Source organism: Enterobacter sp. SORGH_AS_0287 (assembly GCF_031453695.1).
GTDB classification, from domain to species: Bacteria; Pseudomonadota; Gammaproteobacteria; order Enterobacterales; family Enterobacteriaceae; genus Enterobacter; species Enterobacter ludwigii.
The window spans coordinates 263,136-277,605 of record NZ_JAVIZW010000001.1; the positions used below are offsets into that span (position 1 = coordinate 263,136).

The following is a 14,470-nucleotide window of genomic DNA, read 5'->3' on the forward strand; positions in this document are numbered from 1 at the left end:
AATGGCTACGATTCATGTAGACGGCAAAGAGTATGAGGTCAACGGGGCGGACAACCTGCTGGAAGCTTGTCTGTCGCTCGGCCTTGATATTCCGTATTTTTGCTGGCATCCGGCGCTGGGCAGCGTCGGTGCTTGCCGCCAGTGTGCGGTGAAGCAATATCAAAACGCGGAAGACACGCGTGGTCGCCTGGTGATGTCCTGTATGACGCCAGCCACCGAAGGCACTTTTATTTCGATTGATGACGAAGAAGCCAAACAGTTCCGTGAAAGCGTTGTGGAATGGTTGATGACCAACCACCCGCACGATTGCCCGGTCTGTGAAGAAGGCGGTAACTGCCACCTTCAGGATATGACCGTAATGACCGGTCACAGCTTCCGTCGCTATCGCTTTACCAAACGTACCCACCGCAACCAGGATTTGGGGCCGTTCATCTCTCACGAAATGAACCGCTGCATCGCCTGCTACCGCTGCGTGCGTTACTACAAAGATTACGCAGACGGACAAGATCTGGGCGTGTATGGCGCGCATGACAACGTCTACTTCGGTCGTCCGGAAGACGGTACGCTGGAAAGCGAATTCTCCGGTAACCTGGTCGAGATTTGTCCAACCGGCGTCTTCACCGATAAAACCCACTCCGAGCGTTACAACCGTAAGTGGGACATGCAGTTTGCACCAAGCATCTGCCAGCAGTGTTCGCTGGGCTGTAACACCAGCCCGGGTGAGCGCTATGGCGAACTGCGTCGTATTGAAAACCGTTATAACGGTACCGTTAACCATTACTTCCTGTGCGACCGCGGTCGTTTCGGCTACGGCTACGTGAACCTGAAAGACCGTCCACGTCAGCCCGTTCAACGCCGTGGTGATGACTTCATCACCCTGAACGCTGAACAGGCGATGCAGGGCGCGGCAGATATTCTGCGCCAGTCGAAGAAAGTGATCGGTATCGGCTCCCCGCGCGCCAGCATCGAAAGTAACTTCGCGCTGCGTGAGCTGGTTGGGGCGGAAAACTTCTACACCGGTATCGCTCAGGGCGAGCAGGAACGTCTGCAGCTGGTACTGAAAGTGCTGCGTGAAGGCGGTATTCATACCCCAGCGCTGCGTGAAATTGAATCTTATGATGCGGTTCTGGTGCTGGGTGAAGATTTGACGCAGACCGGCGCTCGCGCTGCCCTGGCGGTTCGTCAGGCGGTCAAAGGTAAAGCTCGTGAAATGGCGGCAGCTCAGAAAGTGGCTGACTGGCAGATTGCGGCAATCCTCAACATCGGTCAGCGTGCTAAGCATCCTCTGTTTGTGACCAACGTCGACAGCACGCGTCTGGACGATATCGCGGCGTGGACCTACTGCGCGCCGGTTGAAGATCAGGCCCGTCTTGGCTTTGCGATTGCTCATGCGCTGGACAGCAATTCTCCGGCCGTTGAAGGTCTCGATCGCGACCTGCAGAACAAGGTTGATGTGATTGTTCAGGCCCTGGCGGGTGCGAAGAAACCCCTGATTGTTTCCGGGACTAACGCCGGTAGCGCGGAGATCATTCAGGCTGCCGCGAACGTGGCTAAAGCGCTGAAAGGCCGTGGTGCAGACGTTGGCGTGACCATGATTGCCCGTGCGGTGAACAGCATCGGTCTGGGAATGATTGGCGGTGGCTCTCTGGAAGCTGCGTTAAGCGAATTGGAATCCGGTGCTGCTGACGCCGTTGTGGTGCTGGAAAACGACCTGCATCGCCATGCTTCTGCCGCACGCGTTGACGCAGCGCTCTCCAAAGCGCCGCTGGTGATGGTTATTGACCATCAGCGCACCGCGATCATGGACAAAGCGCACCTGGTGCTCTCTGCGGCAAGCTTCGCGGAAAGCGACGGCACGGTTATCAACAACGAAGGCCGCGCACAGCGTTTCTTCCAGGTGTATGACCCGGCGTACTACGACAGCAACACCATAATGCTGGAAAGCTGGCGCTGGCTGCACTCTCTGCACAGCACCGTTCAGAGCCGTGAAGTGGACTGGACGCAGCTCGACCATGTTATCGACGCGGTCGTGGAAAAACTGCCTCAGCTGGCTGGCATCAAAGATGCGGCTCCTGACGCAAGCTTCCGTATTCGTGGCCAGAAACTGGCGCGTGAACCGCACCGTTACAGCGGTCGTACCGCGATGCGAGCCAACATCAGCGTTCACGAACCTCGTCAGCCGCAGGATAAAGACACGATGTTTGCCTTCTCAATGGAAGGGAACAACCAGCCGTCTGCACCGCGCTCTCAGGTTCCGTTCGCATGGGCACCAGGCTGGAACTCCCCGCAGGCATGGAACAAATTCCAGGCTGAAGTGGGCGGCTCTCTGCGCCACGGTGACCCGGGCGTGCGTCTGATTGAAGCTTCCGACACCGGTCTGGACTTCTTCACCACCGTGCCGGCGAGCTTCCAGGCGCAGGAAGGGAACTGGCGTATTGCGCCGTACTACCATCTGTTCGGCAGTGACGAATTGTCCCAGCGTTCTCCGGTATTCCAGAGCCGCATGCCGCAGCCGTACATCAAGCTTAACCCGGCAGATGCCGCGAAGCTTGGCGTTAACGCGGGTGCGAACATCGCCTTTAGCTATGATGGCCAGACAATCAGCTTGCCGCTGATTATCTCTGAAAGTCTGACAGCAGGGCAGGTGGGTCTGCCGATGGGTATGCCTGGCATCGCGCCGGTACTGGCGGGTGCGCGTCTTGATAATCTGCAGGAGGCAAAAGCATGAGTTGGTTAACGCCGGATCTTATCGACATCCTGCTGAGCATTCTGAAAGCGATAGTTATCCTGCTGGTGGTCGTCACCTGTGGCGCGTTCATGAGCTTTGGTGAACGTCGTCTGCTCGGTCTGTTCCAGAACCGTTACGGACCGAACCGCGTGGGCTGGGGTGGTTCACTCCAGCTGGTAGCGGACATGATCAAGATGTTCTTTAAAGAGGACTGGATCCCGCGCTTCTCGGACCGCGTGATCTTTACTCTGGCACCGATGATCGCCTTTACCTCGCTGCTGCTGGCGTTCGCGATTGTTCCTGTCAGCCCGACCTGGGTGGTGGCTGACCTGAACATCGGCATTCTGTTCTTCCTGATGATGGCAGGCCTCGCCGTGTATGCGGTGCTGTTCGCGGGCTGGTCCAGTAACAACAAATACTCCCTGCTGGGTGCGATGCGTGCTTCTGCGCAGACGCTGAGCTACGAAGTATTCCTGGGGCTTTCCCTGATGGGTGTGGTGGCGCAAGCCGGTTCATTCAACATGACCGACATCGTCAACAACCAGGCTGACATCTGGAACGTTATCCCGCAGTTTTTTGGTTTTATTACCTTTGCTATCGCGGGCGTGGCGGTGTGTCACCGTCACCCGTTTGACCAGCCAGAAGCCGAACAGGAACTGGCCGACGGTTACCACATCGAATATTCCGGTATGAAATTCGGTCTGTTCTTCGTGGGCGAGTACATCGGTATTGTCACCATTTCCGCGTTGATGGTAACGCTGTTCTTTGGTGGCTGGCATGGCCCGTTCTTACCGCCGTTCATCTGGTTCGCGCTGAAAACCGCGTTCTTCATGATGATGTTCATTTTGATTCGCGCAGCGTTACCGCGTCCGCGTTATGACCAGGTAATGTCCTTCGGCTGGAAAGTGTGCCTGCCGCTGACGCTCATCAACTTGCTGGTAACGGCGGCTGTCATTCTCTGGCAGCAGCCATAAGGGGCTATAGACCATGACCTTAAAAGAATTATTGGTAGGTTTCGGCACTCAGGTACGCAGTATCTGGATGATCGGCCTGCACGCGTTTGCCAAACGCGAAACCCGGATGTACCCGGAAGAGCCGGTATATCTGCCGCCGCGCTACCGTGGCCGTATCGTGCTGACGCGCGATCCGGACGGTTCAGAGCGCTGCGTTGCCTGTAACCTGTGTGCGGTAGCGTGTCCGGTGGGCTGTATCTCTCTGCAGAAAGCAGAGACGGTAGATGGCCGCTGGTATCCTGAGTTCTTCCGCATCAACTTCTCACGCTGCATTTTCTGCGGTCTGTGTGAAGAAGCGTGCCCAACCACGGCGATTCAGCTGACCCCGGACTTCGAACTGGGTGAGTATAAGCGTCAGGACCTGGTGTACGAGAAAGAGGATCTGCTGATTTCCGGTCCGGGCAAATACCCGGAATATAACTTCTACCGGATGGCGGGTATGGCAATCGACGGCAAAGATAAGGGCGAAGCAGAGAACGAAGCTAAGCCTATCGACGTCAAGAGCCTGTTACCGTAAGGAGAGGGCAATGGAATTCGCTTTTTATATCTGTGGCCTTATCGCCATCCTGGCTACGCTGCGAGTGATTACGCACACCAATCCGGTGCATGCGCTGCTGTACTTAATTATCTCGCTGCTGGCTATTTCCGGGGTGTTCTTTGCGCTGGGCGCGCATTTTGCTGGTGCGCTGGAGATCATCGTCTACGCCGGGGCCATCATGGTGCTGTTCGTCTTCGTGGTGATGATGCTGAACCTGGGCGGCTCTGAAATTGAGCAGGAACGTCAGTGGTTAAAACCGCAGGTCTGGATTGGCCCGGCGATCCTGTCGGCCATCATGCTGGTGGTCATTGTTTACGCCATTCTGGGCGTGAATGATCAGGGCATCGACGGCACGCCAATCGGCGCTAAAGAGGTGGGTATTACGCTGTTTGGCCCATACGTCCTGGCGGTTGAACTGGCCTCTATGCTGCTGCTGGCGGGCCTGGTTGTCGCCTTCCACGTTGGCCGCGAAGAGCGTGCTGGTGAGTTGCTGAGCAACCGCACTGACGACCGCGCGAAAAGAAAAACGGAGGAACGCGCATGATCCCCTTAACACATGGACTGATCCTCGCTGCGATTTTATTCGTTCTGGGCTTAACCGGTCTGGTTATCCGCCGCAATCTGCTGTTTATGCTGATCGGTCTGGAAATCATGATTAACGCCTCCGCGCTGGCCTTCGTGGTCGCCGGAAGCTACTGGGGCCAGACCGATGGTCAGGTGATGTACATTCTCGCCATCAGCCTCGCGGCTGCCGAAGCGAGTATTGGCCTGGCGCTGTTACTGCAGCTCCATCGTCGCCGCCAGAACCTGAACATCGATTCAGTAAGTGAGTTGCGTGGATGAACATGCTTGCCTTAACCATTATTTTTCCGCTGATTGGCTTCGTGCTGCTGGCGTTTTCTCGTGGCCGCTGGTCTGAGAATCTGTCCGCCACCGTCGGCATGGGCTCTGTGGGTCTGGCTGCGCTGGTGACAGCGTATGCGGGTATCGACTTCTTTAACAACGGGCGTCAGGCCTTCAGCGTACCGCTGTGGACCTGGATGTCGGTCGGTGATTTCAACATCGGTTTCAACCTGGTGCTGGATGGTCTCTCTCTGACCATGCTCTCCGTGGTGACCGGCGTGGGCTTCCTGATCCACATGTTTGCCTCCTGGTATATGCGCGGTGAAGAGGGTTACTCCCGCTTCTTCGCCTACACCAACCTGTTTATCGCGAGCATGGTTGTTCTGGTGCTGGCCGATAACCTGCTGTTGATGTATCTCGGCTGGGAAGGCGTGGGTCTCTGCTCTTATCTGCTGATCGGCTTCTACTATACCGATCCGAAGAATGGCGCAGCGGCCATGAAAGCGTTTGTCGTGACCCGTGTGGGTGACGTCTTCCTCGCCTTCGCGCTGTTCATTCTCTACAACGAACTGGGCACGCTGAATTTCCGCGAAATGGTGGAACTGGCGCCAGCGCACTTCGCTGCCGGCAATGACATGCTGTGGTGGGCAACGCTGATGCTGCTGGGTGGTGCCGTGGGTAAATCCGCGCAGCTGCCGTTGCAGACATGGCTGGCCGACGCGATGGCAGGTCCAACGCCTGTCTCCGCGCTGATCCACGCCGCAACCATGGTTACCGCTGGGGTCTACCTCATTGCGCGTACGCATGGTCTGTTCCTGATGACGCCGGAAATTCTGCATCTGGTGGGTATCGTTGGTGCGGTAACGCTGGTGCTGGCAGGCTTTGCCGCGCTGGTGCAAACCGACATCAAACGCGTTCTCGCGTACTCCACCATGAGCCAGATTGGTTATATGTTCCTGGCACTGGGTGTTCAGGCATGGGACGCAGCCATTTTCCACTTGATGACGCACGCGTTCTTTAAAGCGCTGCTGTTCCTCTCATCCGGTTCCGTGATTCTGGCCTGCCACCACGAGCAGAACATCTTCAAGATGGGCGGACTGCGTAAGTCCATTCCGCTGGTTTATGTCTGCTTCCTGGTGGGCGGCGCGGCGCTGGCGGCACTGCCGCTGATTACCGCGGGCTTCTTCAGTAAGGACGAAATCCTTGCCGGTGCCATGGCGAATGGTCATATCAATCTGATGGTTGCGGGTCTGGTCGGTGCGTTCATGACCTCCCTGTATACCTTCCGTATGATTTTCATCGTATTCCACGGTAAAGAACAAATTCACGCTCACGCAGGGAAGGGGATTACTCATCACCTGCCGCTGATTGTGCTGCTGGTACTCTCCACCTTCGTTGGCGCACTGATTGTGCCACCGCTGCAGGGCGTACTGCCGGACACCACCGAGCTTGAGCACGGTCGCGTTCTGACGCTTGAAATCACCTCGGGTGTGGTCGCTATCGCGGGCATCCTGATCGCAGCATGGCTGTGGCTGGGCAAACGTACGCTGGTGACTGCCGTTGCCAACAGTGCGCCAGGCCGCCTGCTGGGGACCTGGTGGTACAACGCGTGGGGCTTCGACTGGCTGTACGACATGATCTTCGTCAAGCCGTTCCTGGGCATTGCGTGGCTGCTGAAACGCGATCCGCTGAACTCTCTGATGAATATCCCGGCGATCCTTTCCCGCTTTGCAGGTAAAGGCCTGCTGTTCAGCGAGAACGGTTACCTGCGCTGGTATGTGGCGTCCATGAGCATCGGTGCGGTTGTCGTGCTGGCGCTGCTGATGGTGTTGCGTTGATCGTTAAGTGAATTTTATTCGAATTCGTTGAAAATCAGGCTCCTGCTGGGGGCCTTAAAAAGGAATGTAAATCGCCATGTTACTACCCTGGCTAATATTAATTCCCTTCATCGGCGGCTTCCTGTGCTGGCAGACTGAACGCTTTGGCGTGAAGATGCCGCGCTGGATCGCGCTGATCACCATGGGATTGACGCTCGCGCTTGGTCTGCAACTGTGGTTGCAGGGTGGCTACTCTCTGACGCAGTCTGCGGGGATTCCGCAGTGGCAGTCTGAATTTATTCTGCCGTGGATCCCGCGTTTTGGGATAACCATTCACCTGGCTATCGACGGTCTGTCGCTGCTGATGGTGGTGCTGACGGGTCTGCTCGGCGTTCTGGCGGTACTGTGCTCCTGGCGAGAAATTGAAAAATACCAGGGCTTCTTCCACCTGAACCTGATGTGGATCCTGGGCGGCGTTATCGGCGTGTTCCTTGCCATCGACATGTTCCTGTTCTTCTTCTTCTGGGAGATGATGCTGGTGCCGATGTACTTCCTGATCGCGCTGTGGGGCCATAAGGCGTCCGACGGTAAAACGCGTATCACGGCGGCAACCAAGTTCTTCATCTATACCCAGGCGAGCGGTCTGGTGATGTTGATTGCGATTCTGGCGCTGGTGTTTGTTCACCATACCGCGACCGGTATCTGGACCTTCAACTATGAAGACCTGCTGAAGACCCCGATGTCTCACGGTGTGGAATACCTGCTGATGCTCGGCTTCTTCATTGCCTTCGCGGTGAAAATGCCGGTGGTTCCCCTGCACGGCTGGCTGCCAGACGCGCACTCACAGGCGCCAACGGCGGGTTCCGTTGACCTGGCGGGGATCTTGCTGAAAACCGCGGCCTACGGTCTGCTGCGTTTCGCTCTGCCGCTGTTCCCGAATGCGTCCGCTGAGTTCGCGCCAATTGCGATGTGGCTTGGTGTGATCGGTATCTTCTACGGTGCCTGGATGGCCTTCACGCAGTACGACATTAAACGTCTGATTGCGTACACCTCCGTTTCCCACATGGGCTTTGTACTGATTGCCATCTACACCGGCAGCCAGCTGGCTTACCAGGGTGCGGTTATCCAGATGATTGCGCACGGTCTGTCCGCAGCCGGTCTCTTCATCCTGTGTGGTCAGCTGTACGAACGTCTTCACACCCGTGACATGCGTATGATGGGCGGTCTGTGGAGCAAAATTAAATGGCTGCCAGCGCTCTCTATGTTCTTCGCGGTGGCCACGCTGGGTATGCCAGGCACCGGTAACTTCGTCGGCGAATTTATGATTCTGTTCGGCAGCTTCAAAGTGGTGCCGGTCATTACCGTGATCTCCACCTTTGGTCTGGTGTTCGCTTCCGTTTACTCGCTGGCGATGCTGCACCGCGCTTACTTCGGTAAAGCGAAGAGCGAAATTGCTGCAAAAGAACTGCCGGGGATGTCGCTGCGTGAGCTGTTCATCATCCTGCTGCTGGTCGTACTGCTGGTGCTGTTGGGCTTCTTCCCGCAGCCAATTCTGGATACCTCGCACTCCGCGATGGGGAATATCCAGCAGTGGTTTGTTAATTCTGCTTCTACTACAAGGCCGTAATTCGCCATGACAATAACTCCACAACAACTGATCGCGCTGCTACCGCTGCTGATCGTCGGATTGACGGTGGTGGTTGTGATGCTCTCCATTGCGTGGCGACGCAATCACTTCCTGAATGCCACGCTGTCGGTCATCGGTCTGAACGCCGCATTAGTCTCTCTCTGGTTTGTTGGCCAGGGCGGGGCGATGGACGTCACTCCGCTGATGCGCGTTGACGGCTATGCCATGCTGTACTCGGGTCTGGTTCTGCTGGCGAGCCTGGCAACCTGTACGTTTGCGTACCCATGGCTGGAAGGCTACAACGACAACAAAGAAGAGTTTTACCTGCTGGTACTGATTGCCGCGTTGGGCGGTATTCTGCTGGCGAATGCGAACCATCTGGCTGCGCTGTTCCTCGGTATTGAGCTTATCTCTCTGCCGCTGTTCGGTCTGATTGGTTACGCCTTCCGTCAGAAACGTTCTCTGGAAGCGAGCATCAAGTACACCATTCTGTCTGCTGCCGCGTCGTCTTTCCTGCTGTTTGGTATCGCGCTGCTGTACGCACAGTCCGGAAACCTCTCTTTCATGGCGCTCGGCAAGAGCCTCGGCGACGGTATGCTGCACGAACCGCTGCTGCTGGCGGGTCTGGGCATGATGATTGTTGGCCTTGGCTTTAAGCTCTCTCTGGTTCCGTTCCACCTGTGGACGCCAGACGTCTACCAGGGCGCGCCTGCTCCTGTCTCAACCTTCCTGGCGACGGCGAGCAAAATCGCTATCTTCGGGGTGGTGATGCGTCTGTTCCTGTATGCGCCGGTGGGTGACAGCGAAGCGGTTCGCGTGGTGCTGGGCATCATCGCGTTTGCTTCCATCATCTTCGGTAACCTGATGGCGCTGAGCCAGACCAACATTAAACGTCTGCTGGGCTACTCATCTATCTCCCATCTGGGCTACCTGATGGTGGCACTGATTGCGCTGCAGAGCGGTGAGATGTCGATGGAGACCGTCGGTGTTTACCTGGCCGGTTACCTGTTCAGCAGCCTCGGCGCGTTCGGCGTGGTGAGCCTGATGTCCAGCCCGTACCGTGGTCCGGATGCAGATTCCCTGTTCTCCTACCGTGGTCTGTTCTGGCACCGTCCGATTCTGTCCGCCGTTATGACCGTAATGATGCTCTCTCTGGCGGGTATTCCGATGACGCTGGGCTTTATCGGTAAGTTCTACGTGCTGGCAGTGGGTGTGCAGGCACACCTGTGGTGGCTGACGGCGGGCGTGGTTATCGGCTCTGCAATCGGTCTCTACTACTACCTGCGTGTGGCCGTGAGTCTGTATCTGAGTGCACCTCAGCAACTGAACCGCGATGCGCCGCGTAACTGGCAGTACAGCGCCGGTGGTATCGTGGTACTGATCTCCGCGCTGCTGGTACTGATCTTCGGTATCTATCCACAGCCGCTGATCACCATCGTGCAGCACGCGATGCCGCTGATGTAATCACGTTGCTGTTTGACCGCAGTGAATAAAAAAACCCGCCTCGGCGGGTTTTTTGTTGGCTTGCGGCCTTGCCCTGTCGGGAAGGCGTGAGCCTGCTGAAAGTTAAGCCAGCTGTTTACGGCTAATCAGCGGACCGTCAATCTTCTTCATTGACCGATCCAGGACTTCTTCAATGACTGACGACAGTTCATTGAGTTCAAACTTTGCCACGTAACCGTCGGCTTTCACCTTGCGAATATGATCTTCGTTAGCATTGCCGGAGAGGGAAGAGTGGATCACCACCGGAATATCTTTCAACAGTGGGTCGGTTTTGATTTTACGCGTCAGGGTAAAGCCGTCCATCTCCGGCATTTCCAGGTCGGTCAGCACCAGTGCAATCTTATCGGTAATCGGCACACCTTCAGCCTGAGCCTGTGCCGCCAGCACGCTAATTTTCTCCCACGCGTCTTTGCCGGTGATATGCAGCTGCGCCGGGATCTCCATCGCCTGCAGACCTTTTTCCAGCATCGAGCGTGCCACTTTAGAGTCTTCGGCGACAATCGCGACGGCACCGGGCTTGATGTGGAATTTCGTGGTCTTCAGATCCGTGGCATGCAGGTCGTGGTTGGCCGGGGTGATGTCATACAGGATCTGCTCAACGTCGAGCACCATCGCCAGCTCATTGGTATCGGTCTTCTCATCCAGACAGGCGATACTGGTGATGTACCGCCCGCTGACGGCAGTTTCCGCCGCGTGCACCTGCTTCCAGTCAAGACGCATGATGTTCTCAACGGATTCCACCGCAAAAGCCTGCACGCTGCGGGCATATTCCGTGATCAGCAGGATGTTCAGCCCGGTGGTTGGCTTACAGCCCGCCACGGCGGCCAGGTCGATCACCGGGATAACCTGATCGCGAATATTCACCATGCCCATCAGCGGTGATTTCATCCCGGCGGGTTTCGTGAACTCTGGCATCGGCACAATTTCACGCAGCTTAAAGACGTTAATGCCAAACAGCTCGGATTTATTTGCGTTCAGAGAGGTGCCAAGACGGAACAGCAACAGTTCAAAACGGTTCGACAGGGTGAGATTCGCCCTGTCATCAATATCTTTCTGGAAATTATCCATTCTACCCTCGAGAGAAATGCTGACCTTTTAATCGTTATCGGCACTCTGAGAGAAAAATGAAGGACTAAACGCTGACCTTAGCGAAATCTTCGGCCAGCTCACATTCCTGGAACCGTTCACGGCACTCTGCCAGCAGGCGTTGACAGCCCCGGGCGTCGTAGCGCGAGCTGACATGGGTGACGATCAGTTTCCCGACGCCCGCGTCACGCGCAAGCTGCGCCGCCTGGTGCGTAGAGCTATGGCCCCGGCTGTTGGCTTTCTCTTCCATCGCCGCCTCCAGGGTGGCTTCATGCACCATGAGATCCACACCCTGCGCCAGCAGCAACGCCGCCGGGCACGGGGCTGTGTCGCCAAGAATCGCCAGTTTTTTCCCGGGCTGCGGGGCGGCGAGATAATCCTGCCCGTTGATGATGCGCCCGTCTTCCAGCGTCACGGTTTCGCCCTGCTTCAGGCGCTGGAACAGCGGCCCGGGTTTGATTCCGTCGGCCAGTAATGCCGACGCATTGAGCGCACCGGGTTTATCCTGCTCCTCAATGCGATAACCATAGCACTCTACAGGATGGCTCAGGGGTTGGGCTGTCACCCGATAAACCCCGTCATCCAGCACCAGACCAGTGGTTATCTCCACCACCTCCAGGGGATAATCTGTCCATGAGCCGCTCAGGCGCAGCGTGGTGTCGACAAATTCCCGAATACCCGCAGGCCCGTAAATCGTCAGCGGGTTGGCATTGCCCGCCATTGAGCGGCTGCACAGCAGGCCAGGCAGGCCAAACAGATGGTCGCCATGCAGATGGGTAATGAAAATGTTATCCAGTTTGCCGGGATGATACGGGGTATGTAACAGCTGATGCTGCGTCCCTTCACCGCAGTCAAAAAGCCATAATCCACCCCGCGTCGGGTGCTGCAAATCCAGCAGAATCGCGGTCACATTTCGTGATCGGGTTGGCACTCCAGCGGACGTACCGAGAAAAATCAGTTCCATAACGTAATCAGCCCTTTGCCGAACGGGGAGGGGTTTAGTATAACGTGATGAACCCAGGAAGGAGACTGACATGATCCAGTGGCAAGATTTACACCATAGTGAGCTCACGGTAACGTCACTTTACGCGCTGCTCAAACTGCGCTGCGAAGTGTTTGTTGTTGAACAAACCTGCCCGTATCAGGATATCGATGGCGATGATCTTATTGGCGAGAATCGCCATATTCTTGGCTGGCGGGACAACGCGCTGGTGGCGTATGCGAGGATTCTGAAAAGCGAAGACGATTTTGAGCCTGTCGTGATTGGTCGCGTGATTATCAGCGGCAACGCGCGTGGTGAAAAACTGGGCTATCAGCTGATGGAAAAAACGCTGGAAGCGTGCCAAAAACAGTGGCCGGACAAGGCATTATATCTGGGCGCGCAGGCGCACCTGCAACCGTTTTACGGGCATTTTGGGTTTACCCCCGTGACGGACGTGTACGATGAGGACGGTATTCCACACATCGGCATGGCGCGGGAAGCGAAACAGGCGTAATGGCGAGTCGTTGGCTATAGTTAGCGGACTGGTGTACTAACATGGAGAAAAATATGTCATTTCAATCCTGGGATACCCGTATCGATGACGACCTGGCCTTGCTGAGCGAAACGCTGGAAGAGGTGTTACGTTCGTCGGGCGACCCTGCCGATCAGAAATATATTGAGCTGAAAGCCCGTGCCGAAAAAGCGCTGGATGATGTTAAAAATCGCGTCAGCCATGCTTCGGACAATTACTATTACCGCGCGAAAAAGGCGGTATACCGTGCCGATGATTACGTCCATGAAAAACCATGGCAAGGCATCGGGGTAGGGGCAGCTGTCGGACTGGTGCTGGGGCTGCTTTTAGCCCGCCGTTAACGTTCCTTATACGGTTAACCACTCCCTATACGTGGGTACTGCTATTTATGGTCAGTACCCCGTATAATATGCGGTTTTAACAGGGAGAGGTTCGCGTGAATTCGATTTCCACCGCGCTGGAGCATCTGCGTAGCCAGCTTACGCAAGCGTTACCCACTGCACCCGGTTTACATCACTTCGACGTCTCTTTCCCGTTAAACGACGCCTTCGATCCCCTGGCCTGGCTGGGCGTTCAGCATTGCTATCCTCAGTTTTACTGGCAACAGCGTAACGGTGATGAAGAACTTGCTGCGCTTGGTGCCGTCGCGCATTTCTCCTCTCTGGCATTTGCCTCACAGTTTTTGCAGGCGCATGATGCGGCCCGCGACACGCGTATCTGCGGCCTGAATGCGTTTAATCCCGAGCAGGGCAGTCTGTTTTTACCGCGTCTGCTGTGGCGACGTACCGCCGGACAGGCCACGTTACGCCTGCAGCTGTGGAGCGACAGTTCACTTCACGATGATGCCCGCGCCGCGCTGGATTTTCTCCAGCAACTCGGTGAGGCGAGACCCATTCGTCCACTGTCCGTTGAGGTTGTGCAGGAAAAGCATCATCCGGAACAACCCGAATGGCTGCGCCTTATCCGCAAGGCAACCCAGACCATCGCTCGCGGTGATTTTGAAAAGGTGGTGCTCGCCCGGGCAACCGACCTGCAGTTTAAGCACTCTGTTAACCCTGTCGCACTGATGGCTGCCAGCCGCGCCCTGAACCTGAACTGCTACCATTTCTGCATGGTGTTCGATGCCAGCAACGCGTTTCTCGGCTCGACCCCCGAGCGCCTGTGGCGCAGACGCGGCAAGCTGCTGCGCACGGAAGCGCTGGCAGGCACCGTCGCCAGCCATACCGATGATAAACAGGCCAAACGGCTGGGCGACTGGCTGATGAACGACGACAAAAATCAGCGTGAAAATATGCTGGTGGTGGAAGATATTTGCCAGCGGCTCCAGCACCATACCCAGACGCTGGAGGTGCTGCCCGCCCAGGTTGTTCGGCTGCGTAAAGTACAGCATCTGCGTCGCTGTATCTGGACCGAGCTCAAACACGCTGACGATGCACAATGCCTGCATGTTCTGCAGCCCACGGCGGCCGTCGCCGGTCTGCCGCGTCAGGCGGCGCGCGACTTTATCCACCACAACGAGCCGTTCGACCGCGAGTGGTACGCCGGTTCTGCCGGGTATTTATCCCCTGAACAAAGCGAGTTCTGCGTGGCGTTGCGTTCTGCCCGTGTTTACGAAGACGCCCTGCGGCTGTACGCCGGGGCGGGAATTGTCAGCGGCTCTGACCCGGAGCAGGAGTGGCAGGAGATAGAAAACAAAGCGGCCGGACTGCGCTCTCTGCTCCTAAGGGATTAAGACTGATTCGCGCAATCCCGATTCATATCAAAATTCCAATTTTTTCTATTATTTATACTGTGTCGTATT

General features: G+C 56.5%; 13 protein-coding genes. 11 read left to right on the forward strand and 2 right to left on the reverse strand.

Going from position 1 to position 14,470, the window contains the following annotated elements; all coding sequences use genetic code 11:
- Position 1 precedes the first annotated feature (1 nt).
- The 8 genes from nuoG to nuoN all read left to right on the forward strand — a co-directional run bounded on the left by nuoG (position 2) and on the right by nuoN (position 10,030).
- Positions 2–2,728 (forward strand): NADH-quinone oxidoreductase subunit NuoG, encoded by a 2,727-nt coding sequence (gene nuoG / locus QE396_RS01240; protein WP_020883144.1) that lies wholly within the window; start codon positions 2–4, stop codon positions 2,726–2,728.
- Entirely contained in the window at positions 2,725–3,702 is a 978-nt protein-coding gene (nuoH, locus tag QE396_RS01245) for an NADH-quinone oxidoreductase subunit NuoH (protein WP_014170994.1), read from the forward strand. The genes nuoG and nuoH overlap by 4 nt, the downstream gene beginning before the upstream one ends.
- A 13-nt stretch (positions 3,703–3,715) precedes the next feature.
- Positions 3,716–4,258: an NADH-quinone oxidoreductase subunit NuoI gene (nuoI, locus tag QE396_RS01250; protein WP_003861491.1), complete on the forward strand. Its 543-nt coding sequence runs from the start codon at positions 3,716–3,718 to the stop codon at positions 4,256–4,258.
- Between the two features lie 10 nt (positions 4,259–4,268).
- Positions 4,269–4,823, forward strand: a complete 555-nt coding sequence (nuoJ, locus tag QE396_RS01255; protein ID WP_014170993.1) for an NADH-quinone oxidoreductase subunit J — start codon at positions 4,269–4,271, stop codon at positions 4,821–4,823.
- The gene (nuoK, locus tag QE396_RS01260) at positions 4,820–5,122 is read left to right on the forward strand and encodes an NADH-quinone oxidoreductase subunit NuoK (protein WP_003861496.1); all 303 of its coding nucleotides are present in this window, start codon (positions 4,820–4,822) and stop codon (positions 5,120–5,122) included. The genes nuoJ and nuoK overlap by 4 nt, the downstream gene beginning before the upstream one ends.
- Positions 5,119–6,960: an NADH-quinone oxidoreductase subunit L gene (gene nuoL / locus QE396_RS01265; protein ID WP_014170992.1), complete on the forward strand. Its 1,842-nt coding sequence runs from the start codon at positions 5,119–5,121 to the stop codon at positions 6,958–6,960. The genes nuoK and nuoL overlap by 4 nt, the downstream gene beginning before the upstream one ends.
- Positions 6,961–7,036: 76 nt before the next feature.
- A complete protein-coding gene (gene nuoM, locus QE396_RS01270) occupies positions 7,037–8,566 on the forward strand; it encodes an NADH-quinone oxidoreductase subunit M (protein ID WP_014170991.1) in 1,530 nt (509 codons plus the stop codon).
- A 6-nt stretch (positions 8,567–8,572) separates the two neighbouring features.
- Positions 8,573–10,030, forward strand: a complete 1,458-nt coding sequence (nuoN, locus tag QE396_RS01275) for an NADH-quinone oxidoreductase subunit NuoN (protein ID WP_014170990.1) — start codon at positions 8,573–8,575, stop codon at positions 10,028–10,030.
- Between the two features lie 102 nt (positions 10,031–10,132).
- Here nuoN and QE396_RS01280 read toward each other — a convergent pair whose 3' ends face one another.
- Entirely contained in the window at positions 10,133–11,137 is a 1,005-nt protein-coding gene (locus QE396_RS01280; RefSeq protein ID WP_014170989.1) for a chemotaxis protein, read from the reverse strand.
- Between the two features lie 64 nt (positions 11,138–11,201).
- Positions 11,202–12,119, reverse strand: a complete 918-nt coding sequence (rnz, locus tag QE396_RS01285; RefSeq protein WP_020883146.1) for a ribonuclease Z — start codon at positions 12,117–12,119, stop codon at positions 11,202–11,204.
- Positions 12,120–12,189: 70 nt separating this feature from the next.
- On the opposite strand from rnz, the gene QE396_RS01290 reads away from it, so the two are divergent.
- The 3 genes from QE396_RS01290 (at position 12,190) to menF (ending at position 14,401) form a co-directional block, all read left to right on the forward strand.
- A complete protein-coding gene (locus tag QE396_RS01290) occupies positions 12,190–12,651 on the forward strand; it encodes a GNAT family N-acetyltransferase (RefSeq protein WP_014170987.1) in 462 nt (153 codons plus the stop codon).
- Positions 12,652–12,704: 53 nt separating this feature from the next.
- Positions 12,705–13,010 (forward strand): stress response protein ElaB, encoded by a 306-nt coding sequence (elaB, locus tag QE396_RS01295; protein WP_020883147.1) that lies wholly within the window; start codon positions 12,705–12,707, stop codon positions 13,008–13,010.
- 95 nt (positions 13,011–13,105) lie between these two features.
- Entirely contained in the window at positions 13,106–14,401 is a 1,296-nt protein-coding gene (gene menF / locus QE396_RS01300; protein WP_020883148.1) for an isochorismate synthase MenF, read from the forward strand.
- The last annotated feature ends 69 nt before the right edge of the window (positions 14,402–14,470 follow it).